We start from the raw sequence: 20,489 nt of genomic DNA on the forward strand, positions 1-20,489 counted from the left end.
CCAACGGCAAGCAGCACGATTGGGGATTACTTCGAGAGACAAGAGGGAACACCATGAAAAAGGTTCTGTTTGCGACCACCGCGCTCGTCATGACCGCTGGCGTCGCTTCGGCTGAAGTCGCCGTGACCGGCGAAGCACGTCTGGGTCTGCGTTATGAAACCGACACCAGCTATACCGGCAGCGACTCGTACAACGTCGTCAACCGTATCCGCGTCCACTTCACCCTGACCGGCGAATCGGACTCGGGCATCTCGTTCGGCGCCAAAATCCGTTCGGACCAGAATGACTCGGCTGGCGACAACAACTCGGGCACCGACGGCTATGTCTGGGTGTCGGGTGCTTACGGCAAACTGACCGCGGGTGACATCGACGGCGCACTGGAAAAAGCCGTTGGCGACCTGCCGGAAGTCGGTCTGTCGGGCCTCGACTACTGGAACGAATTCGCCTACTCGACCTCGGAAGAAGTCGATGGCGACGCTTCGCTGCTGTATGAATACAGCATCGGCAACGCCAACCTGTACGCTTCGTTCGCTGACGCCTACTACGACAACTCGGATGACGAACGTGACACCCAGTCCTGGGGCGTCGGTGTCGGCTACGACCTCGGCAACTACACCTTCGGCATCGGTTACGAACAGTCGGACTACACGATCAACCCGTTCGTGATCGACGACGAAGACACGCTCGAAACCGTTTTCGGTCCGCTGGGCGACGGCGCTGACTCGGATACCTGGGGTATCTCGGGTGGCACCTCGATCAACGGCATCACCTTCAAGGCTGCCTACCTGAAAACCAACTCGGACAACGACAACTGGGATTACGCTCAGTACGGTCTGGGTGCTGGCTACGAAATGGCCAACGGTGTTGCTCTGAACGCTTTCTGGCGTGAGAACGACTTCAAGAACGTCGACGTGAAAGGTCGCGCGTTCGGCATCGGCGCCAACTACGATCTGGGCGGCGGCGCAATGCTGAAAGGTGGTATCGTCGATACCTCGAGCAACTTCGGCGCAACCGACTACGACAACACGCTGGTCGATATCGGTCTGAACTTCACGTTCTAATCGAACCTGAATGTTTTATGGAAAGAGCGGGCCTTGCGCCCGCTCTTTTCTTTTGTGAACGTCGCGCCATGGAACTGAATGACATCACGCGCCGCATTCGCGCGGCAGAAACAGCGGCGGGGCGGCCCGAAGGCTCGGTCACGCTGATTGCGGTCAGCAAGGTGCAACCCGATCAGCGGGTCGAGGCCGTGCTGGACGCCGGGCAGCGCGTCTTTGGCGAGAATTATGTGCAGGAAGCGCAGGGCAAGTGGCCCGATTGGCGCGAACGCTGGCCTGGTGTTGAGTTGCACATGATCGGGCCGTTGCAGTCGAACAAGGCGAAGGTCGCAGTCGGGCTGTTCGACGCGATCCACACGCTGGACCGGATGTCGCTGGCCCGCAAGCTGGCGCAGGCCGCGGAGGCGCAGGGCCGGCTGCCGCAGCTTTTCGTGCAGGTCAATACCGGGGACGAGCCGCAGAAGGCCGGCATCCTCGCCGATGAACTGCCGGGATTCATCACTCAGTTGCGCGGTCTTGGTCTCGATCCGCAGGGGCTCATGTGCATTCCGCCCGAGGGCGAGGACGCGACCCCGCATTTCCGCCTGCTGCGCAAGCTTGCCGAGGCTGAAGGGCTGGAAAAACTGTCGATGGGGATGAGCGCCGATTTCGAAAGCGCCATTGCCGAAGGCGCGACGCATGTGCGCGTCGGCAGCGCGATTTTCGGCAAGCGCGATTATTCTGCATAACAGCCTTCGGCGTTATCCATCCATATACGCACGCAAGCGCGGGGTCATGAAATCGAGAAAGGCGCGCACCCGATGCGGCATCCTGCTGCCGCCGATGAACAACGCGTGAATGTCCTCGGTATCGCCGATTGCGACATCGGAAAGCACCTCGACCAGACGACCGTTGCGCAGATCGTCGCGAATATGAAACTCTCCCATCCGCGCGAGGCCCATGCCCGCCAGCGCCAGCCGCCGCACCGATTCGCCGTTATTCGCAAGCAGTCTGCCGCTTTGCCCATCGGTGAATCCCGGCTGCTCGCGCAGCGGCCAGAGCGGCGATGTGCGCCTGAAGTTCATGCCAAGATAGTCGTGCCCGGCCAGGTCCTCGACCGTATTCGGAACGCCGCGTGCTTTCAGATAGTCGGGCGAGCCGATGATCTTGCGCGGCGATGTGCCGATCTTGATCGCGGTAAGGCTGGATGAGGTCAGGGTCCCGACGCGGAACGCGATATCCGTCCGTTCAAGGTACAGGTCCACGATTTCGTCGGAAAGCGACAAATCAATGGTGATGTTCGGGTATTCGTTCCAGAAATCCGGCAGCAGCGGCTGTATCGCCACCATGCCGAACCCGACCGAAGCGCTGACCCGCACCGTGCCGCCCATGCCTGCGGAACCGCGCGACAGCTCTGCCTCGATCTCTTCCAGCTCGGCAAGCAGCGCCTGACTGCGCTCGTAATAGGCCTGCCCTTCGTCGGTCAGCGACAATCGCCGTGTAGATCGTTCCAGAAGGCGAACGCCAAGCCGCGCCTCGATCCGTCCGATCAGTTTGCTGACGGTAGATGGCGTCATGCGCATCTGCCGAGCCGCGGCCGAAAAACTGCCGCTGTCCACAACGCTTAGAAAGACCTGCATCTCGCCCGCGCGGTTGTCCATTCATATGCCCTGTCTGTGAAATCACTTCACAGATAATGTGGCGATCCGCGCGGTTATCAAGCGCAGATTGACGCGCTAACTAAGGGACACGCAACGACGGCCACGTCGGCATCAGGAAAGGTCAAGATTATGGAATATGTCACGGCTCACGGTGCAAGGATTCCGGCGCTCGGCTTCGGTGTTTTCCGCATGTCGGACGCAGAGGTGGAAGCAGTCGTTCCCGCCGCGCTGGAGGCTGGCTTCCGGCATTTCGATACGGCGCAAATCTATAAGAACGAGGCGGCGCTTGGGCGCGCGCTTGATGCGGCAGGCGCAAAACGCGACGAGCTGTTCCTGACCACCAAGGTCTGGGTGGACAAGTATGCCAAGGGCCAGTTCGCGGCCTCGGTCGATGAAAGCCTGGACAAGCTGGGTGTCGATAAGGTCGATCTGCTTCTGCTGCACTGGCCGGGCGACAGCGTTCCGGTCCCCGAACAGGTCGCGCTTATCAATGAGGTGCAGGCCGCCGGCAAGACGCGCTTTATCGGGGTCAGCAACCAGAATGTTTCGCAATTGCGAGAAAGCGCTCGGGTCAGTCCTGCGCCGATCGTCACCAATCAGGTCGAACTTCATCCCTATATCGACCAGTCGCGCCTGGCGCAGGCCGCGCAGGAGCTGGGGATAGCGATCACTGCCTATTACGGCATGGCCGATGGTGCAGTGCCGAAGGATGAGGCTTTGCAGAAGATCGGGGCGCAATACGGCAAGACCGCCGCGCAGGTCGCGCTGCGCTGGCTGGTTCAGCAGGGCTATATCGCCCTGTCCAAAACCGCCAGACCCGCGCGCGTTGCAGAGAATTTCGACATTTTCGATTTCACGCTCAGCCCCGCTGACATGCAGATCATCGCGGGCCTGTCCCGCCCCGATGGACGCATCGTCGATCCGAAAGGGCTTGCGCCGGACTGGGCGGCTTAAGCCGCCCGGCACCTTCAGGAGAATAAAAGATGACACAAGTTGACACCACGTCCCGCGGGACGTGGCCTCTGCTGGCGCTTGCCATCGGGGCCTTCGGGATTGGAACGACCGAATTTTCGCCCATGGGCTTGCTGCCGGTGATCGCCGACGGGGTCGATGTGTCGATCCCGACGGCCGGGATGCTGGTCAGCGCATATGCGATCGGTGTGATGATCGGCGCACCGGTCATGACATTGCTGCTTAGCCGTTTCGGAAAACGCCAGGCATTGATGATGCTGATGACCATCTTCACGATCGGCAATCTGATGTCCGCCATGTCGCCCGGCTACTGGACGCTGCTGCTGTCCCGCGTCGTGACCAGCATGAACCACGGAGCGTTTTTCGGGCTTGGCGCCGTCGTTGCCGCAAGTGTTGTCCCTCGTGAGCGTCAGGCAAGCGCGGTTGCGACAATGTTCATGGGCCTGACAATCGCGAATATCGGCGGCGTCCCCGCCGCGACCTGGCTTGGCCAGCAGATCGGCTGGCGCATGGCATTTGCAGGGACCGCACTGCTTGGCGTTGTTGCGATCATCTCGCTGGCACTCGCGCTGCCGAAGGGAATGACCGGCAAGCGTCCCGATCTGAAATTCGAGTTGGGGGTTCTGACCCGGCCCGCGGTGCTGGCAGCGCTGCTGACGACAGTGCTTGGTTCCAGCGCGATGTTCACGCTCTATACCTATGTGGCGCCGATGCTGGAACGGATCACCGGCGCGTCCGAGGGGTTTGTCACGCTGTCGCTGGTGCTGGTCGGCGTTGGCTTCACGCTCGGCAACATTCTGGGTGGCCGCCTGGCCGACTGGTCGCTGGACGGTGCCGCGTCGATTTTCCTGTCTGCGCTCACGGTTATCATGATCGCCATGCCGCTTTTCCTTGGAACCCATCTCGGCGCTGCCGCGATTCTGCTGGTTTGGGGTGCTGCCGCCTTTGCCATCGTCCCGCCGATCCAGACCCGTGTCATGAAAGAGGCCGCCGACGCACCCGGTCTGGCGTCGTCCGTCAATATCGGCGCGTTCAATCTTGGCAATGCGATTGGCGCGGCGGCAGGCGGTGCGGTGATCTCTGCCGGGGCAGGATATGCGGCGGTTCCGGTCATCGGCGGGCTGCTTGCCGCCAGCGGGTTGGCACTTATCGCGCTGAAAAGCTTCCGCAACGTCAATGGAACCCAAGCCTGCGAGATGTGATTTCTATGTGCGAACGCGCGTATGTTTACGAGTCAAAAGCCGCCGGAAACCCCGGCGGCTTTTTTAACGCGGCCTGTATCCTCGGCTCGATTGCTGCGGCGATTAGGGCTTGTATCAAACGCGCTGCCACGCAGACTTCGACACAACCGGAAATGGGAGATCGGACATGCCCAAGATCCTTGGCCTATCGGGAAGCCTTCGCAAGGCGTCTTACAATGCAGGACTGCTTCGCGCCGCGCGCGATCTCGCGCCGGACGGCACCAGTATTGATATTGGCAGCATTCACGACGTCCCGCTGTATAACGCCGATGAGGAAACCGTATCGGGCCTGCCGCCTTCGGTAAAGACCCTGCAGGCGCAGCTTGACGCAGCTGACGGGCTGCTTTTGGTCACGCCGGAATACAACAACGGTGTGCCTGGCGTTTTCAAGAACGTGATTGACTGGATGTCACGCGGGCCGGGGCTGAAGATGTTCGTCGGCAAGCCCGTCATGCTGATTGGCGCGTCGCCGGGCGGTTTCGGGACGATCCTGGCGCAGAACGGTTGGCTGCCCGTGCTGCGCACCCTCAAGACAGAGCTGTGGGAGGGACGGATGATGGTATCGCGCGCCGGGCAGCTTTTCGATGACGACGGCAATCTGACCGACGACAAGACGCGCGATATGCTGCGAGGTCTGGTCAGCGGTTTCGCCGACAGCCTTTAGACGGCTTGCCCTAGCGCGGCGCGTTAATCCGCGCCGCGCTAGGGCATGCGATCAGGCTTTGGCCAGCCAATCCGATGCGGCGGTCAGATCGGCAGCCGACAGTTCGTGTCCGGCGTCGACTATCCGCGAATCGAGATCGGCCCCACCCTTGCGCAACGCCTCTTCAAGCACGGGCGCCATACGGCTGAACGGATCGTGGTTTCCGGTCAACATCAACACCTCGGTGCCGCCAAGATCTGCTTCTGGTGGCGCCTCCAGCACCTGCACGGGGCGCAGCAGTATGGCGCGACGGACAGTGCCGGGATGCAATTGCATGACCGCCCCCAGCAGGTTCGCGCCGTTGGAATAGCCCAGAAAGCTGAGCTTGTCGGGGTCAAGCCCATATCCACGGACCGCGCCTTCGACGAAGCCGACCAAGGCTTCGGATTCGGCGATGATGTCTGGCTGGTCGTAAGTCACCGCGTCGAAGCGGCGGAACCAGCGATTTATGCCCTCCTCGGTCGAGCGTCCGCGCAGACCCAGCAGCGTGGCACGCGGGTTCAGCTTTGCGGCCAAAGGCATCAGGTCTGTCTCGTTTCCGCCCGTGCCGTGCAGCAGGACGATCACGCTGCCGTCAGGGTCTTCGGGCGTGTGGAAGCGGTGAATGAAGGGCAGGTCGCGCATCGGCATCCTTTCCTCGCCCGGCAGGGCGAATTGCGGCAGCATCAGTTTCAGATCGGCGGCCCTGCCAGCATCGGCGGGTGGGATCATCAGCCTCTCGCCCAGATGTTCAAGCGGCTCGTCCACCGTGAAGCCGGGCGCATCGGTCGCATATTCATAAAGCGTGCCGGCAGGCTCGCGCACGTAAAGCGACAGGAAGTATTTGCGGTCATGAACATTTGTCGCGCTTTCGACATCCTTCAGCGACAGCCGCATCTTTCGGACGGCATCCGCATCGGGCGCGCGAAAGGCGACGTGATCGAAGATGGAAGCGCCCGGAATGCCGGGAAAATAGCCGCGCGCATCGCGGATATCGACCGCGTCACCGCTGTCAGAGATCATACGACGGCTGTTCCCCTCGGTCGCGTCGGTGCGATAGCCGAAGCGGGCGGTGAACTCTGCTGTCGCATCAGGATCGTCAGTCAGAACGGTGACACCCCTGACGCGTGTCGGCGCAATCGGGTCCGGCAGCGGCGCGGCCGCGGCCATATCGACGCCAACCAGCTTGACGATGATGCCGTCCTTATCCTTCAGGCGCAGCACCGTTTCGCCGAATTCGCGGCTTGGTCCCTCGATCGGTATGCGCGCGGCCATCGCGCGCTGCAGCCAGTCACCGATGCTGTCTGCCGGGACCGCGAGCGCGATTTCGCTGACCTGTCCAAGTCCCGTCCGGCCCGGAGAGCCGTCCTCCCAGACAAGGAAGGTGACGATGCTGCCCGGGCTGCCCGCCGCGTCACCGTAAAACAGGTGAAGCTGTTCGGCATCTTCATAGCCGCCTGTCTGCTTGACCAGCCGAAGGCCCAGAAAGCCGACGTAAAAATCAATGTTGTCCTGCACCCGCCTGGTGATGGCGGTGACGTGATGGATACCTGTTGTCATCTTCAGCCCGCCTTTTCGTCTGCCAGAACTTTCTGAACCGCCGGGTCCGCCGCCAACGCGTCATGAAGGCGCTGAATATTTGGAAATGCGTCGATCCCGCCCGGCAGCATCCTGATCGCCCAACGGATCATCGGAAAAGCATAGGCGTCGATGACAGAGCGTGTGCCTCGCCCTTCACCCAAGATCCAGTCTCGTTCGCCGAGATGATCGTTCAACGTCCCAAGCTGCTTCTGCACAAGCTTCACACCTGACTCGACGACGGCTTTTTTCGCATCATCGCTGTGATCGGTGGTATATCGCTGCGGTGTGAAAATCGGCCAGAACGCCGCGTGAAGATCACTCGTGAAGAATGCCGACCAGCGATGTGCCTCGGCGCGCTCGCGCAGGCTGTCGCCGCCGGACAGGCCGGCATCGGGATGACTTGCGGCCAGATATTCAAGGATCGCGCCGGCCTGCGTCAGCAGCCAGCCATCATCCTCGCGCAGCGTCGGCACGGCCCCCGCAGGGTTCACCGCCAGCAATTCCTTCGATCCGAACTGCACCTTCACAGCCTCGTAAGGTTCGCCGATCCATTCAAGGACGATATGCGGGGCCAGCGAACATGCGCCGGTGGCGTAAAAAAGCGTTGGCATGAAAAGCTCCATTGGCATGTGTGCCTGCCCACAAAGCAAGTTCTTTCGGTTCGCGAAGTCAATGTTCCGCCATGCGAACACCGTGTTGCACGATACAGCACGCCCCAGCACATGCGTCGCGCTCAGCTGAGCCCGAGCCGCTCAACAGCATCGGCGGCGGCGCGTGCCAGCAGGCGCATCTCAGCGGTTTCGCGATCTGCGGCGCGGCGCATCAATCCGACGGGCCCTTCGGTTCCGGCGGTCGAAAACGGCAGGCGCACCAGACGTCCATCCGCAATTTCATTCGCGACGACGCCAGAGGAAATCACCCAGACGGCATCGCTTTGCGCCGTATGAATACGCCCGAATGCGCCCGATACGGTTTCAATTCGGCGCGACGGAATGGTCACGCCCTCGGCAATCAGCAAGCGCTCTACAAAGGGGCGTATCGCGGCCCAGGGCGGCGGGAAAATCACGGTGAATTCGTCGGTGAGCCGCTGCAGGTCGGGGTTCGACAGGATCGGGTGGCCGGGCCTCGTAACGAAGATCACGTCCTCAAGATAAAGCTGCGTAAAGCTGAGGCCGCGCATCGTATCAGGTGCGCCAAGCCGTCCCAGCACCAGATCGACGCTACCGGCACGCAATTGGTCGGTCAGATGTTCGTGGGAGCCGTCCGCGATCGTCAAAAGCAGGTTGGGCGCAGTTGCGCCTAGCAGCGTGACGAGTTCCGGCAGCAGCCGCGCCGCAACCGAGGGCAGCGCACCGAGGCGCAGACGTGGCGCACTTTCGCGCATCTGGTCGGACGCGCCGTCAAGTCCCCGCTGTATCGAGCCTAGCCCGGCCTGCGCAAAATCGAACAGCACCTCGCCCTGCGCCGTCAGTTCCACCCCGCCACGCCCCCGCGTCAGCAGCCGCGCCCCAAGGATCGCTTCAAGTTCGGCCAGCGTGCGCGAAATGGCGGGCTGGGTCAGGTTCAGCCGCTCTGCCGCGCGTTTCAGGCTGCGCGCGCGGATGATTTCGACGAATGCCTCGATATGGCGCAGCTTGATCCGGCGATCCATTACTTGCCTTATTTGATAACTATTTCGCGCATAATGTCATTTTTCATGACGATTTCCATATGCAATCCTCGCGTTGAGGGGGATCTCGAATGCGCACACAAGTCGTCATTATCGGCGGAGGGCCGTCGGGGCTGCTGCTTGGCCAATTATTGCACAAGCAGGGCATCGAGGCCGTCGTGCTGGAGCGGAAGACCCGCGAATATGTTCTGGGTCGAATACGCGCGGGGGTGCTTGAAACCGGCCTTGTTCACCTGATGGAAGAGGCCGGCGTCGCTAATCGGCTGCACAAGGAAGGCTATGTCCATGACGGGACGCAGATTGCCTTCGGCGGCGAGATGTTTCACCTCGATTTCATGGCGCTGACCGGAACGCCCGTCATCGTCTATGGCCAGACCGAGGTGACGCGCGATCTTTATGACGCACGCGAGGCGGCGGGTGCCCGGACCGAGTTCGAGGTCGATCATGTCGTCATCCACGACGCCGACAGCGACAAGCCCCATGTCACTTATGAGCAGAACGGACAGACGAAGCGGATAGATTGCGATTTCATCGCCGGCTGCGACGGTTTTCACGGCGTCAGCCGCAATACGATCCCGCTGAATGTGCGGCGTGAATACGAAAAGACCTATCCGTTCGGCTGGCTGGGTGTTCTGTCTGAAACCCCGCCGGTGCATGACGAACTGATCTATGCCAACTCGGAACGCGGCTTCGCGCTGTGTTCAATGCGCAACGAGAACCTCTCTCGGTATTATATCCAATGCGCGTTGTCCGATCATGCCGAGGACTGGACCGACAAGGCCTTCTGGAGCGAGCTGAAGCATCGCATTCCAGACGAGATTGCCGACAAGCTTGTGACTGGTGCAAGCATCGAAAAATCCATCGCTCCGCTGCGGTCTTTCGTGACCGAACCTATGCGGTGGGGGCGGCTGTTTTTGTGCGGCGACGCAGCCCATATCGTGCCGCCGACCGGCGCGAAGGGGCTGAATACTGCGGCCAGTGATGTGCATTACCTGTATCACGGGCTCGTCCAGCACTATCATGACAAGGACAGCGACGGGATTGACCGCTACTCGGAAAAGGCGTTGCTTCGTGTCTGGAAGGCCGAACGCTTCAGTTGGTGGTTCAGCGGACTTCTGCACCGCTACCCGGATATGAGCGAGTTCGACCTGAAGATGCAGGCAGCGGACATCGCTTTCCTGCGCGACAACGAGGCGCAGCAGCGCGCATTCGCGGAAAATTATGTGGGGTTGCCATACTGATGCTGACGATCAACACGAACGGGATCGGCACGCATTATGCCGATCAGGGACCGAAGGACGGCAAGGCAGTCGTCTTTGCGAATTCTCTGGGCACGGATCTGCGGCTTTGGGACGCGCTTTTGCCCCTGCTGCCGGACAGCCTGCGCCTGGTGCGCTATGATAAACGCGGTCATGGGCTGAGCGAGGAGACACCTTCCCCCTACAGCATTGACCAGCTTGCCGATGACGCGGCGGGTCTGATCGAGGGCCTCGGGCTGAAGGACGTGGTCTTCGTCGGGCTGTCTATCGGAGGGCTTATCGGGCAGGCGATTGCGTTGCGGCGGCCGGATCTGCTGAAGGCTCTGGTGATCTCGAACAGCGCTGCCAAGATCGGGACCGACCAGATGTGGAATGACCGCGTTGCCGCCATCCGCGAGGGCGGGGTTAAGATCATCGCAGCCCCCACGATGGAGCGCTGGTTCTCGCCCGCGTTCCGGTCAACTCCGCAAGTCGGGCTGTGGGAACGCATGTTGGCGCGACAGCCGCAGGACGGGTATATCGGTTGCTGCCAAGCCATTGCGGGTGCTGATCTGCGCCGCGAGGTCGAAAAGCTGACGCTGCCGGTGCAGATGATCGCGGGCAGCCTTGACGGGTCGACCCCGCCGGAACTGGTGCGGGCATCGGGCAAGCTGATCCCAGGCGCGCGCTATGCCGAAATCGACGGCGCAGGCCATCTGCCCTGCGTCGAGGCGCCGCAGAAATACGCAGAAATCCTGAACGCATTTTTGAAAGAGGTTGGTCATGTCTGATCGTTTCGACACTGGCATGAAGGTCCGTCGAGAGGTTTTGGGCGACGCCCACGTCGACCGCGCCGAGGGGGCAAAGACGGATTTCGACGAGGCGTTCCAGACGCTGATTACCGAAGGCGCATGGGGGAATGTCTGGGCCTCCGACGGCATCAGTCGCCGCGAAAGGTCCATGCTGACGCTGGCCCTGCTGGCCGCGACCGGCAATTTCGAAGAAATCCCCATGCATATCCGCGCCACCGCCCGCACGGGCGCAAGCAAGCGCGATGTGCTGGAGGCGTTTCAGCATGTCGCCATTTACGCGGGCGTCCCCCGCGCGAACCACGCATTGAAACTGGCCAAGCAAACCTATGCCGAAATGGAGGGGAGCCAATGAAGCCTGCCGAATATTATCAACGCGACCGCCGCCGCCAGCCGCCGGCGCTGACCCCGGATTACAAGACATCGGTGGCGCGCTCGCCCCGCTACAGCATGATTTCGCTGCAGCAGTCCGTATCCGAAATCACCGGGCCGGTTTTTGGCCATAGCGACATCGACCCGATAGATAACGATCTTATCAAGAACTACGCCAAGGATCAGGACCCGGTGGGCGAGCGTATCATCGTTCATGGCCGCGTGCTGGACGAAAATGCCCGCCCCGTGCCGAACACGCTGGTCGAGATATGGCAGGCAAATGCCAGCGGGCGCTATCGCCACAAGAAGGATACCTATCTTGGCGCGCTCGACCCGAATTTCGGGGGTTGCGGGCGGACGATCACGGATGAGAACGGCTATTATTATTTCCGCACCATCAAGCCCGGTGCCTATCCCTGGCGCAACTGGGTCAACAACTGGCGACCCGCGCATATCCATGTGTCGGTTTTCGGATCGGGCTTCTGCCAGCGGCTGATTACGCAGCTTTACTTCGAAGGCGACCCGTTGATCCCACTGTGCCCTATCGTGGCCACGATCCCCGATCCTGATGCCATTGGGCAGTTGATCGCGCGGCTGGACATGAACGCCTCGGTGCCGCTGGATTGTATCGCCTACAAGTTCGACATCGTGCTGCGCGGGCGGCGGTCCACCCTGTTCGAAAACCGGCTGGCGGGGAACTGAGATGACACAGAAGCTTGATTACCTGAAGGAATCCTCGTCCCAGACCGCGGGACCTTACGTCCATATCGGCCTTGCACCGGGCGCTGCGGGCTTCGACATCTACCGCGAGGAACTGGGCCGCGATATTGCCGGGCCAAACGCCAGGGGCGAACGCATCCGCGTCGAAGGGCTGGTCATCGACGGCATGGGCAGCCCTGTGAAGGACGTGCTGCTGGAAGCTTGGCAGGCCAATTCCGAAGGCATCTACGCCCATCCAGAAGGTGGTGGAGAGGTCGAGGACGGCTTTCGCGGCTGGGGGCGCGTCATCACCGATTTCGCCACCGGCGAATGGGGTTTCGACACCGTAAAGCCGGGCGCGGTCAAGGCGCGGGTCAAGCTGGGATCAGGCGTGTCCGACAAGGTCGCGGCCAACAGCCCGGACTGGCAGGGCCGCATGGAAAGCCATGCGCCAATGGCCCCGCATATCAACCTGTGGATCGTCGCGCGCGGCATCAATATCGGCCTGAACACCCGTATGTATTTCGAGGATGAGAAGGAGGCCAACGCCACCGATCCCGTACTGAACCTGATCGAATGGGAAAACCGCCGCGCGACTTTGCTTGCCAAACGCGACGGGGAACGCGACGGTGTCCCGGTCTATCGCTTCGAAATCCGCCTGCAAGGCGACAATGAGACGGTGTTCTTCGATGTCTGACAACAAACCCTGCATCATCTGCGTCGCCATCACCGGGTCGCTTCCAACCAAGGAAAACAATCCTGCAGTCCCGATCACCATCGCGGAACAGATCGAGTCCACTCAGGAAGCGTTCGAAGCGGGCGCGAGCATCGCGCATTGCCATGTGCGCGACGACGAAGGCAAACCCACCAGCGACCCGGACCGGTTCGCTGCGCTGAAAGAGGGGCTGGAAAAGCACTGTCCCGGCATGATCGTCCAGCTCTCGACGGGCGGGCGGTCCGGCGCAGGCAATGCACGAGGGGGCATGCTGTCCCTTGCGCCGGATATGGCCAGCCTGTCGGTCGGGTCAAACAACTTCCCGACCCGCGTTTACGAGAACCCGCCTGATCTGGTCGAATGGCTGGCATCCGAGATGCTGAAATACGATGTGAAGCCGGAAATCGAGGCGTTTGACCTTAGCCACATCCTGCAGGCGGGGGCGATGCATAAGGCGGGCAAGATCAAGGATACGCCCTATGTGCAATTCGTCATGGGCGTGAAGAACGCCATGCCGGTCGATCGCGATGTGTTCGATTACTATATCCACACGGTCAAGCGGCTGTTCGGTGATGATGCCGAATGGTGCGCCGCCGGGATCGGTTCGAACCAGCTTGTGATCAATGAATGGGCGATTTCCTCGGGTGGCCATGCGCGCACCGGGCTGGAAGACAACGTGCGTCTGAACAAGGACAGTCTTGCACCCTCGAACGCGGCGTTGGTGAAACGGGCGGTCGATCTGTGCGGGAAATACGAACGCCCCGTCGCCACCTTCCAGCAGGCACGTCAGATGCTGGGACTTCGGGCGGCCTGATGGTGTCGACCCTGTTCGCGCATTTGCTTGGCGATGCCGAAATGGCGGCGCTGATGGGTGATGAGGCAGCGATTTCGGCCATGCTTCGTGCCGAGGCGGCGCTGTCTCGTGCGCAGGGCAGATTGGGGATCATCCCGGAAGACGCGGCGACTGCGATCGCGAGTGCCGCCGAAAGCCTGCGCCCCGATCCGTTGGGTCTGGCAGCGGGCGTCGCCCGTGCTGGCATCACCGCGCAGCCTGTCATCACCGCGCTGAAACAGGCGGCGGGCGATCATGCGGGATGGGTGCATTACGGCGCGACTTCGCAGGACATCGTCGATACGGGGCTGATGATCCAGTTGTCGCAGGCGCTGGCGCTTCTGCGGTCGCGGTTGTCGGGTCTGAGCGATCTGCTTGGCACGAAGGCCCGTGAATATGCCGATCTGGCAATCCCTGCGCATACCCGCTTTCAGATCGCTGCACCGACGACGCTTGGCGCGAAGATCGCCGTCTGGCGCGCTCCGCTGACGCGTCAGTTGCAGCGCTTGGACGAGCTGCTGCCGCGCCTGCTGAACCTGTCCCTTTACGGCGCGGCGGGGACGTCTGCCGCGCTCGGTCCAAGGGTTTCCGAGGTCCGGCAGATCATGGCCGACGATCTGGATCTGGCCGCGCCTGACATTCCCTGGCACAGCACCCGTGACCTGATCGCCGAACTCGGTGGCTGGCTGTCGCTGACGACCGGCGCGCTTGGCAAGATGGGTGCTGATCTGGTTCTGCTTGGTCAGTCGGAACTGGCGCAGGTCACGGCGGGCACCGGCGGTGCATCATCGACCATGCCGCAGAAGTCGAACCCGGTCGCGGCCGAAACGCTGGTGACGCTGGCTCGGCTGAATGCAGGCGATCTGGGGGAACTGCATCAGGCTATGATCCATGCCTATGAACGCGATGGCGCAACACTGGAGATGGAATGGGCAGTGCTGCCCGCGATGCTGGAACGGACTGCCGCAAGCTTGCGCATCGGGCTTGACCTTGCACAGACAGTTCGGGCGAACCCGGATCGGATTGCGGAGGCCTTCAGCGCAGATCGCGGCATGATGATGGCCGAAGCTGCAGGCTTTCTGCTGGCACAGGACATGCCCCGGTCAGAGGCGCTGAAGATTGTTGCGCGCGCGCTTTCCGAGATGCAGAAGGATCAGAGCCTGACGCTTGACGCGGCGTTGGAGAGGATTGCGCCGGGCCGGGATTGGCAGGCGGAACTGGCGCCGGAAAGCAATCTGGGGGCGGCGCCGGCCATCGCGCGCGCAGCCGGGGACTGAACATGATCACAATATTTCTGGTCGCGATGCTGGCCTTTCTGCTGGGCGGCATCCTGAAGGGTGCGATCGGTGCAGGAACGCCAGTCGTCGTCATACCAATTCTGTCGATCTACTATGACGTGCCCTATGCTGTTGCGGTATTTGCTGTCCCCGCACTCGCCTCGAACATCTGGCAGGGATGGAGCTATCGGCACAATCTGCGTGACCGAGGCTTCGTATGGCGGCTTGTAATCGCAGCCGCGATTGGCGCGCTGATCGGCACGCTCCTTCTGGCGGCGCTTCCGTCGAAATGGCTGTCGATCATCGTCGCCCTGCTCGCGCTGTTCTACGTGGCCTTCCGCCTGATGAAGCCGGACTGGCAACTGAACTATGGCGTGGCGCGGGTGCTGGCGGCACCTGCCGGGTTTCTGGGCGGCGTGTTGCAGGGGGCTGCCGGGATCTCTGCGCCGGTGTCGCTGACCTATCTACATGCGATCCACCTGCCGCGTGATCGCTTTATACCCACCATCTCGTCGATGTTTGCGGCGATGTCGATCGTTCAGCTTCCTTCGCTTGTCGCGGTCGGGATCATGACCTGGCAGATATTTCTTGTCAGCATTTTTGCATGCATCCCGCTTTTCGTGGGCATGCCGATCGGCGCGGCGATGGTCCGGCGCGTGGGCGCAAAGGCATTCGACCGGATGATAATGGCCCTGCTGGTCGTCATCGCGGGAATGTTGCTGCTGGAATCGCTCTGAACGTCAGCCGTTCAGGTCGCTGAAGCTGCGCCCTTCGCGTGCCAGACGTTCGACAAGCGGCGGCACGGACCAGCTTTTCGCATCTTCTGCCACAAGTGCTTTGTATTCCCTGACCAGTTCGGGAAGGCCCCATTCATCCGCCAGGCGCATCGGCCCGCCACGCCAACGCGGAAATCCGTATCCGTGGACCAGCACGAGGTCCACATCTGCAGGTCGGTTGGCGATGCCTTCGTCGACGATCTCCGCGCCTTCAGCGATCATCGAAAGCGCAAGCCGGCGCGCGATCTCGTCATCGGTAAATTCACGGCGGGTGACTTTGTCTTCTTCCGATGCGCGGCGCACCTCGTTATCGACCAGTTCTGAGGGGACGGGCCTGCCATCGGGGTAATCATACCAGCCGGCCTTGGTCTTGCGGCCAAGGCGTGCGTGGTCTTCGACCAACCTGTCGGCCACGGGAACATAGCGCCCGGTGAATTCGATCCCCGCATCGCGTTTGCGCTTGCGGTTGGCATAAGCGATATCGAGGCCAGACAGGTCCTGCACCGCATATGGACCCATCGCCATGCCGAACGCCATCATCGCGCGGTCCACCTGCGCCGGCAGCGCGCCCTCGAGCAGCAGGACATCCGCGGTCTGGCGATAGCGGGTCAGGATACGATTGCCGATAAAGCCGTCGCAGACACCTGCCTCGACCGCGATCTTGTTCAGTCGGCCGGTCAGCGCGAAAGCGGTGGCGAGCGTCTGCGCCGAAGTGCCTTCGGCCCGGATCACCTCGACCAGTTTCATCAAATGGGCGGGCGCAAAGAAATGCAGGCCGAGGAAGCGAGTGGGATCAGGCACCACCTCGGCAATCCGGTTCACATCAAGATATGAGGTATTGGTGGCAAGGATCGTGTCGCCCGGCAGCGCCCCAGCCAAGCGTGTGAACAGGGCGCGCTTGACGTCAAGATCTTCGAAAACGGCCTCGATCACCATATCTGCTGCGGGCAGTTCGGCGTCGTGGCCACTGATGAATTGGAACGTATCGGACTGGCGGCGGTCGGATTCGGCCTGTTCCAGCTTGCCACGACTGACGGCATCGGCAAACAGCTTGGCCACATTGGCACGGGCGCGCGCCTCTGCCTCGGCATCGTTTTCCAGCAGCGTGATCTCGATGCCGGCGGTGTTGAGCGCATAGGCAATCGCCGCGCCCATCGTGCCGCCGCCTGCCACAAGCACATGATCGACCGGCTTAGGGTCCAGTTTCCGCAAATCGCGTGACGCACCCGCCCCGCGCTCGGCAAAGAAGATATGGCGCAGCGCGCGGGCCTGTTCACCGGCGCGCAGGTCCAGAAATGCGGCACGTTCAGCCGCCATACCTTCGGCGAGCGGAAGCGTGGCAGCCTGCTCCATCAGCTCGATCGCCTTCAGCGGGGCGGTCTGGCCGCGCATCCGCTTCTGCGCCGTCTCGCGCGCGGCTTGCGCCGCCACAGGTGCGGGCGCGGGGGCAGGCATATCGGAAATGGCGGGGCGAAGCCGGCTCAGGTCGAGCGCGAGCGCTTCTGCCAGCGGATCATCGGCGAGCGCATCGACCATGCCTTCCGACAGCGCCGCCTTGCCTTTCAGCGTCTTTCCGGTCGAGATCAACGGCAATGCCTTTTCCAGCCCGATCAGACGTGGCAGCCGCTGCGTCCCGCCCGACCCCGGAACCACGCCAAGCGTGACCTCTGGCAGTCCCAGAACCGCCGATGGCGCAGCGATGCGGTATCGGCAGGACAGCGCGATTTCATAGCCCCCGCCAAGTGCAGCACCGTTTATCGCGGCGATGGCGGGAAGTTCGGCAAGCGCGTTCAGCACATCGGGCAGCTGCGGATCAAGTGCTGGCCCGTCAAACTCCTTCGCATCGGCTCCGGCCACGAAAGCCCGCCCCGCGCCTGTGATGACGACCCGGTCGATCCGCCCCGTCTGCAGGGCAGCCTTTGCGTCCTGACAAGCCGCCAGCAACGCCGCGCGCACGGATTGCGAGATCACGTTAACCGGCGGGTTATCGACCGTAAGAACAAGGGCGTTACCGCGAAATTCCTGGCGGATGGGGTTGGACATGAACGGGCCTTTCAGCAGAGCCGGGACGGAACCCTGATGGGGAAATGGTCCCTCAGGCAGCTATAGCACAGTTTAGCCGCGCGGCTACCGCACTGCCCGATTTCAAGGCGTCGCGCCCGGTTGCGAGGCGTCTTGAGGGGCCAGCGAGGGTCGCCGTCCGAGGCATGTAATTTTACCAATTGATAAAAAAATCATCCGTGGCATCCTGTTGACAGCCACCCAGACAAGAAAAGGGAGCCACACGTGACGAACTCGCCCCTTACGCCCGGTCTTGCAGCCGCGCGCCTTCCGGCCGACGCGATTGCAGCCGGTTTTTCGGACCATGAACCACCGCTTGATCCGCACGAGGCCGCCGTCGCCGCAGATCGCTGCTACTTCTGCTATGACGCGCCCTGCGTGGATGCCTGTCCGACGGGCATCGACATCCCCCTGTTCATTCGCCAGATCGCGACCGACACGCCGGAGGCGGCGGCGGCAACGATCCTGTCATCGAACATTCTTGGCGGCATGTGCGCGCGGGTCTGCCCGACAGAAACGCTGTGCGAGGGGGCTTGCGTGCGCGAAACCGCCGAGGGCAAGCCGGTCGAGATCGGGCGCTTGCAGCGTTATGCTACCGATGTCGCGATGACGGCTCCACAGCCATTTGCGCGGGCGGCTGCGACCGGCAAGCACGTCGCCGTGGTCGGTGCGGGGCCTGCGGGGCTGGCCTGCGCGCACCGGCTGGCGATGCATGGCCACGATGTGACGGTTTACGAAGCACGCCCCAAGCCCGGCGGTTTAAACGAATTCGGCATCGCCGCATATAAGGCGACCGACGCCTTCGCGCAGCGAGAGGTCGACTGGCTGCTGCCGATCGGCGGCATAACGATGGAATGCGGCAAGGCACTGGGTCGCGATGTGACGCTGACGCAGTTGCAGGACGATTTCGATGCGGTTTTTCTTGGCGTGGGCCTTGGCGGTGTCAACGATCCGGGCCTTGGTGCGGCGAATGGCGTGCTGCGCGATGCGGTCGATTTCATCGCCGAGCTGCGCCAGACCGAAGACCTGACCTCGCTTCCCGTCGGGCGCGACGTTGTGGTGATCGGCGGCGGCATGACAGCCGTGGACGCAGCCGTGCAGTCCCGGCTTCTGGGCGCAGAGAATGTCACCATCGTCTATCGTCGCGGGCAAGAGGCGATGTCGGCATCCGACCACGAACAGGATCACGCGACAGGCGCGGGCGTGCGCATCCGCACCAATGCGACGCCGGTTGCGATCCACACGGGCGATCAGGGTGCCGAGATTGAGTTCGCCTATACCGAGGATGGACCCGGCGGGCTGCAGAAGCTTGACGAAACCTTTCGCCTTCGCGCCGATCAGGTGCTTTCGGCCATAGGCCAGCGGCTGCACGCGATGCCTGACGGGCTGGTCGTAGAAGGCGGCAAGATCGCCGTTACCGGACCCGGCCGCAGCACGGTTGCGGGTATCTGGGCGGGCGGCGACTGCACCGCGGAAGGCGAGGATCTGACCGTCAGCGCCGTCGCTCAGGGTCGCGACGCCGCCGAAGATATGCACACCTACCTGATGGGAGGGAAAAATGGCTGATCTGCGTTCGAACTTCGTGGGGATCAAATCCCCTAACCCGTTCTGGCTGGCCTCTGCCCCGCCCACCGACAAGGAATATAATGTCCGCCGCGCTTACGAGGCTGGCTGGGGCGGCGTGGTGTGGAAGACGCTCGGTGCGGAAGGGCCGCCGGTCGTGAACGTCAACGGCCCGCGATACGGCGTCATCCACGGCGCCGATCGCCGGGTGCTGGGGCTGAACAATATCGAGCTGATTACCGACCGGCCGCTGGAGGTGAACCTGCGCGAGATCAAGCAGGTCAAGCGCGACTATCCCGACCGCGCGCTTGTCATCAGCCTGATGGTCCCTTGTGACGAAGACAGCTGGAAAGCCATCCTTTCCGCCATTGAAGACACCGGCGCCGACGGGGTGGAGCTGAACTTCGGCTGCCCCCACGGGATGAGCGAGCGCGGTATGGGCTCTGCCGTCGGCCAGGTGCCGGAATATATCGAGATGGTGACCCGGTGGGTCAAGCAATACTCGCGCATGCCCTGCATCGTGAAGCTGACGCCCAACATCGCCGACATCCGCAAACCGGCCGAGGCCGCGAAGCGCGGCGGGGCCGACGCGGTCAGTCTCATCAACACGATCAACAGTATCACTTCGGTCGATCTGGACCTGTTCGCGCCGGAACCGACCATTGACGGCAAGGGCGCGCATGGCGGCTATTGCGGGCCGGCGGTGAAGCCGATTGCGCTGAATATGGTGGCCGAAATCGCGCGGTCAGCGGAAACGCGGGGCCTGCCGATCAGCGGAATCGGCGGCGTGACGACTTGGCGCGATGCGGCTGAATTCATGGCGCTTGGCGCGGGCAATGTGCAGGTCTGCACGGCGGCGATGACCTATGGCTTCAAGGTCGTGCAGGAAATGATCTCTGGCCTCGGCCAGTATCTGGACGACAAGGACATCACCCTGAACGACCTGATCGGACGTGCGGTCCCGAACGTCACCGACTGGCAATATCTGAACCTGAACTATGTCACCAAGGCACAGATCGACCAGGATTTGTGCATCAAATGCGGGCGCTGCTATGCCGCGTGCGAGGATACAAGCCATCAGGCCATCGCCATGCTTCCGGGCCGCGTGTTCGAGGTGAAGGACGACGAATGCGTCGCCTGCAACCTGTGCGTCGATGTCTGCCCGGTCGAGGATTGCATCACCATGCGAGAGCTGCCCTTGGGCGACACGGACCCGCGTACCGGGCAGAAGGTGGTCGAGTTCGGAAACTGGACGACCCACCCCAACAACCCGATGGCCAAGGCCGCCGAATGAAGCGACTGGC

At 62.2% G+C, this 20,489-nt stretch carries 20 protein-coding genes; 15 read left to right on the forward strand and 5 right to left on the reverse strand.

The window, feature by feature from the left end; translation table 11 throughout:
* Positions 1-53: 53 nt before the first annotated feature.
* Both FQV27_RS13140 and FQV27_RS13145 read left to right on the forward strand, forming a co-directional pair.
* Positions 54-1,061, forward strand: coding sequence for a porin (locus FQV27_RS13140; protein WP_186827304.1), 1,008 nt, complete (start codon positions 54-56; stop codon positions 1,059-1,061).
* Between the two features lie 68 nt (positions 1,062-1,129).
* Complete coding sequence (locus FQV27_RS13145; RefSeq protein WP_147099257.1) at positions 1,130-1,786, forward strand: YggS family pyridoxal phosphate-dependent enzyme; 657 nt, start codon at positions 1,130-1,132, stop codon at positions 1,784-1,786.
* Between the two features lie 12 nt (positions 1,787-1,798).
* Here FQV27_RS13145 and FQV27_RS13150 read toward each other — a convergent pair whose 3' ends face one another.
* Positions 1,799-2,698: a LysR family transcriptional regulator gene (locus FQV27_RS13150; RefSeq protein ID WP_147099259.1), complete on the reverse strand. Its 900-nt coding sequence runs from the start codon at positions 2,696-2,698 to the stop codon at positions 1,799-1,801.
* Positions 2,699-2,827: 129 nt separating this feature from the next.
* Between FQV27_RS13150 and FQV27_RS13155 the strand changes: the two genes are divergently transcribed.
* The 3 genes from FQV27_RS13155 (at position 2,828) to FQV27_RS13165 (ending at position 5,575) form a co-directional block, all read left to right on the forward strand.
* The gene (locus FQV27_RS13155; RefSeq protein ID WP_147099262.1) at positions 2,828-3,652 is read left to right on the forward strand and encodes an aldo/keto reductase; all 825 of its coding nucleotides are present in this window, start codon (positions 2,828-2,830) and stop codon (positions 3,650-3,652) included.
* A gap of 29 nt (positions 3,653-3,681) precedes the next feature.
* Complete coding sequence (locus FQV27_RS13160) at positions 3,682-4,872, forward strand: MFS transporter (RefSeq protein ID WP_147099264.1); 1,191 nt, start codon at positions 3,682-3,684, stop codon at positions 4,870-4,872.
* A gap of 166 nt (positions 4,873-5,038) precedes the next feature.
* Positions 5,039-5,575: an NADPH-dependent FMN reductase gene (locus tag FQV27_RS13165; protein WP_147099267.1), complete on the forward strand. Its 537-nt coding sequence runs from the start codon at positions 5,039-5,041 to the stop codon at positions 5,573-5,575.
* Between the two features lie 51 nt (positions 5,576-5,626).
* On the opposite strand, the gene FQV27_RS13170 is transcribed toward FQV27_RS13165, so the two are convergent.
* The 3 genes from FQV27_RS13170 to pcaQ form a co-directional block, all read right to left on the reverse strand.
* The gene (locus FQV27_RS13170; protein ID WP_147099271.1) at positions 5,627-7,153 is read right to left on the reverse strand and encodes a VOC family protein; all 1,527 of its coding nucleotides are present in this window, start codon (positions 7,151-7,153) and stop codon (positions 5,627-5,629) included.
* A gap of 2 nt (positions 7,154-7,155) precedes the next feature.
* On the reverse strand, positions 7,156-7,785 hold the full coding sequence (locus FQV27_RS13175) for a glutathione S-transferase family protein (RefSeq protein ID WP_147099274.1): 630 nt from the start codon (positions 7,783-7,785) through the stop codon (positions 7,156-7,158).
* Between the two features lie 122 nt (positions 7,786-7,907).
* The gene (gene pcaQ, locus FQV27_RS13180) at positions 7,908-8,825 is read right to left on the reverse strand and encodes a pca operon transcription factor PcaQ (RefSeq protein ID WP_147099278.1); all 918 of its coding nucleotides are present in this window, start codon (positions 8,823-8,825) and stop codon (positions 7,908-7,910) included.
* An 89-nt stretch (positions 8,826-8,914) separates the two neighbouring features.
* On the opposite strand from pcaQ, the gene pobA reads away from it, so the two are divergent.
* Genes pobA through FQV27_RS13220 form a run of 8 tightly spaced genes read left to right on the forward strand, consistent with a single transcriptional unit; the run spans position 8,915 to position 15,522 of the window.
* Positions 8,915-10,084, forward strand: a complete 1,170-nt coding sequence (gene pobA / locus FQV27_RS13185; RefSeq protein WP_147099281.1) for a 4-hydroxybenzoate 3-monooxygenase — start codon at positions 8,915-8,917, stop codon at positions 10,082-10,084.
* The gene (gene pcaD / locus FQV27_RS13190; RefSeq protein WP_147099283.1) at positions 10,084-10,872 is read left to right on the forward strand and encodes a 3-oxoadipate enol-lactonase; all 789 of its coding nucleotides are present in this window, start codon (positions 10,084-10,086) and stop codon (positions 10,870-10,872) included. Before pobA ends, pcaD begins: the two co-directional genes overlap by 1 nt.
* Positions 10,865-11,245 carry a 4-carboxymuconolactone decarboxylase gene (pcaC, locus tag FQV27_RS13195; protein WP_147099286.1) on the forward strand — a complete coding sequence of 127 codons (381 nt, stop codon included), beginning with the start codon at positions 10,865-10,867 and terminating at the stop codon, positions 11,243-11,245. Before pcaD ends, pcaC begins: the two co-directional genes overlap by 8 nt.
* A complete protein-coding gene (gene pcaH / locus FQV27_RS13200; protein ID WP_147099289.1) occupies positions 11,242-11,964 on the forward strand; it encodes a protocatechuate 3,4-dioxygenase subunit beta in 723 nt (240 codons plus the stop codon). The genes pcaC and pcaH overlap by 4 nt, the downstream gene beginning before the upstream one ends.
* A gap of 1 nt (position 11,965) precedes the next feature.
* Positions 11,966-12,658 carry a protocatechuate 3,4-dioxygenase subunit alpha gene (locus tag FQV27_RS13205; protein WP_147099291.1) on the forward strand — a complete coding sequence of 231 codons (693 nt, stop codon included), beginning with the start codon at positions 11,966-11,968 and terminating at the stop codon, positions 12,656-12,658.
* Complete coding sequence (locus FQV27_RS13210) at positions 12,651-13,490, forward strand: 3-oxoadipate:acetyl-CoA acetyltransferase (RefSeq protein WP_147099294.1); 840 nt, start codon at positions 12,651-12,653, stop codon at positions 13,488-13,490. Before FQV27_RS13205 ends, FQV27_RS13210 begins: the two co-directional genes overlap by 8 nt.
* Entirely contained in the window at positions 13,490-14,785 is a 1,296-nt protein-coding gene (locus FQV27_RS13215) for a lyase family protein (protein ID WP_147099296.1), read from the forward strand. Before FQV27_RS13210 ends, FQV27_RS13215 begins: the two co-directional genes overlap by 1 nt.
* A gap of 2 nt (positions 14,786-14,787) precedes the next feature.
* The gene (locus tag FQV27_RS13220; RefSeq protein ID WP_147099298.1) at positions 14,788-15,522 is read left to right on the forward strand and encodes a sulfite exporter TauE/SafE family protein; all 735 of its coding nucleotides are present in this window, start codon (positions 14,788-14,790) and stop codon (positions 15,520-15,522) included.
* Between the two features lie 3 nt (positions 15,523-15,525).
* Here the strand turns inward: FQV27_RS13220 and FQV27_RS13225 are convergent, their stop codons facing one another.
* Positions 15,526-17,604, reverse strand: coding sequence for a 3-hydroxyacyl-CoA dehydrogenase NAD-binding domain-containing protein (locus FQV27_RS13225; RefSeq protein ID WP_147099300.1), 2,079 nt, complete (start codon positions 17,602-17,604; stop codon positions 15,526-15,528).
* Between the two features lie 243 nt (positions 17,605-17,847).
* Here FQV27_RS13225 and FQV27_RS13230 point away from each other — a divergent pair, with 243 nt between their 5' ends.
* Together FQV27_RS13230 and preA are read left to right on the forward strand one after the other, a co-directional pair.
* Positions 17,848-19,188: an NAD(P)-dependent oxidoreductase gene (locus FQV27_RS13230; protein WP_147099302.1), complete on the forward strand. Its 1,341-nt coding sequence runs from the start codon at positions 17,848-17,850 to the stop codon at positions 19,186-19,188.
* Positions 19,181-20,479 carry an NAD-dependent dihydropyrimidine dehydrogenase subunit PreA gene (gene preA, locus FQV27_RS13235; protein WP_147099305.1) on the forward strand — a complete coding sequence of 433 codons (1,299 nt, stop codon included), beginning with the start codon at positions 19,181-19,183 and terminating at the stop codon, positions 20,477-20,479. Before FQV27_RS13230 ends, preA begins: the two co-directional genes overlap by 8 nt.
* Positions 20,480-20,489: the final 10 nt, after the last annotated feature.

Origin of the sequence: Paracoccus aurantiacus, assembly GCF_007993065.1 — a bacterium.
Lineage (GTDB): Bacteria > Pseudomonadota > Alphaproteobacteria > Rhodobacterales > Rhodobacteraceae > Paracoccus > Paracoccus aurantiacus.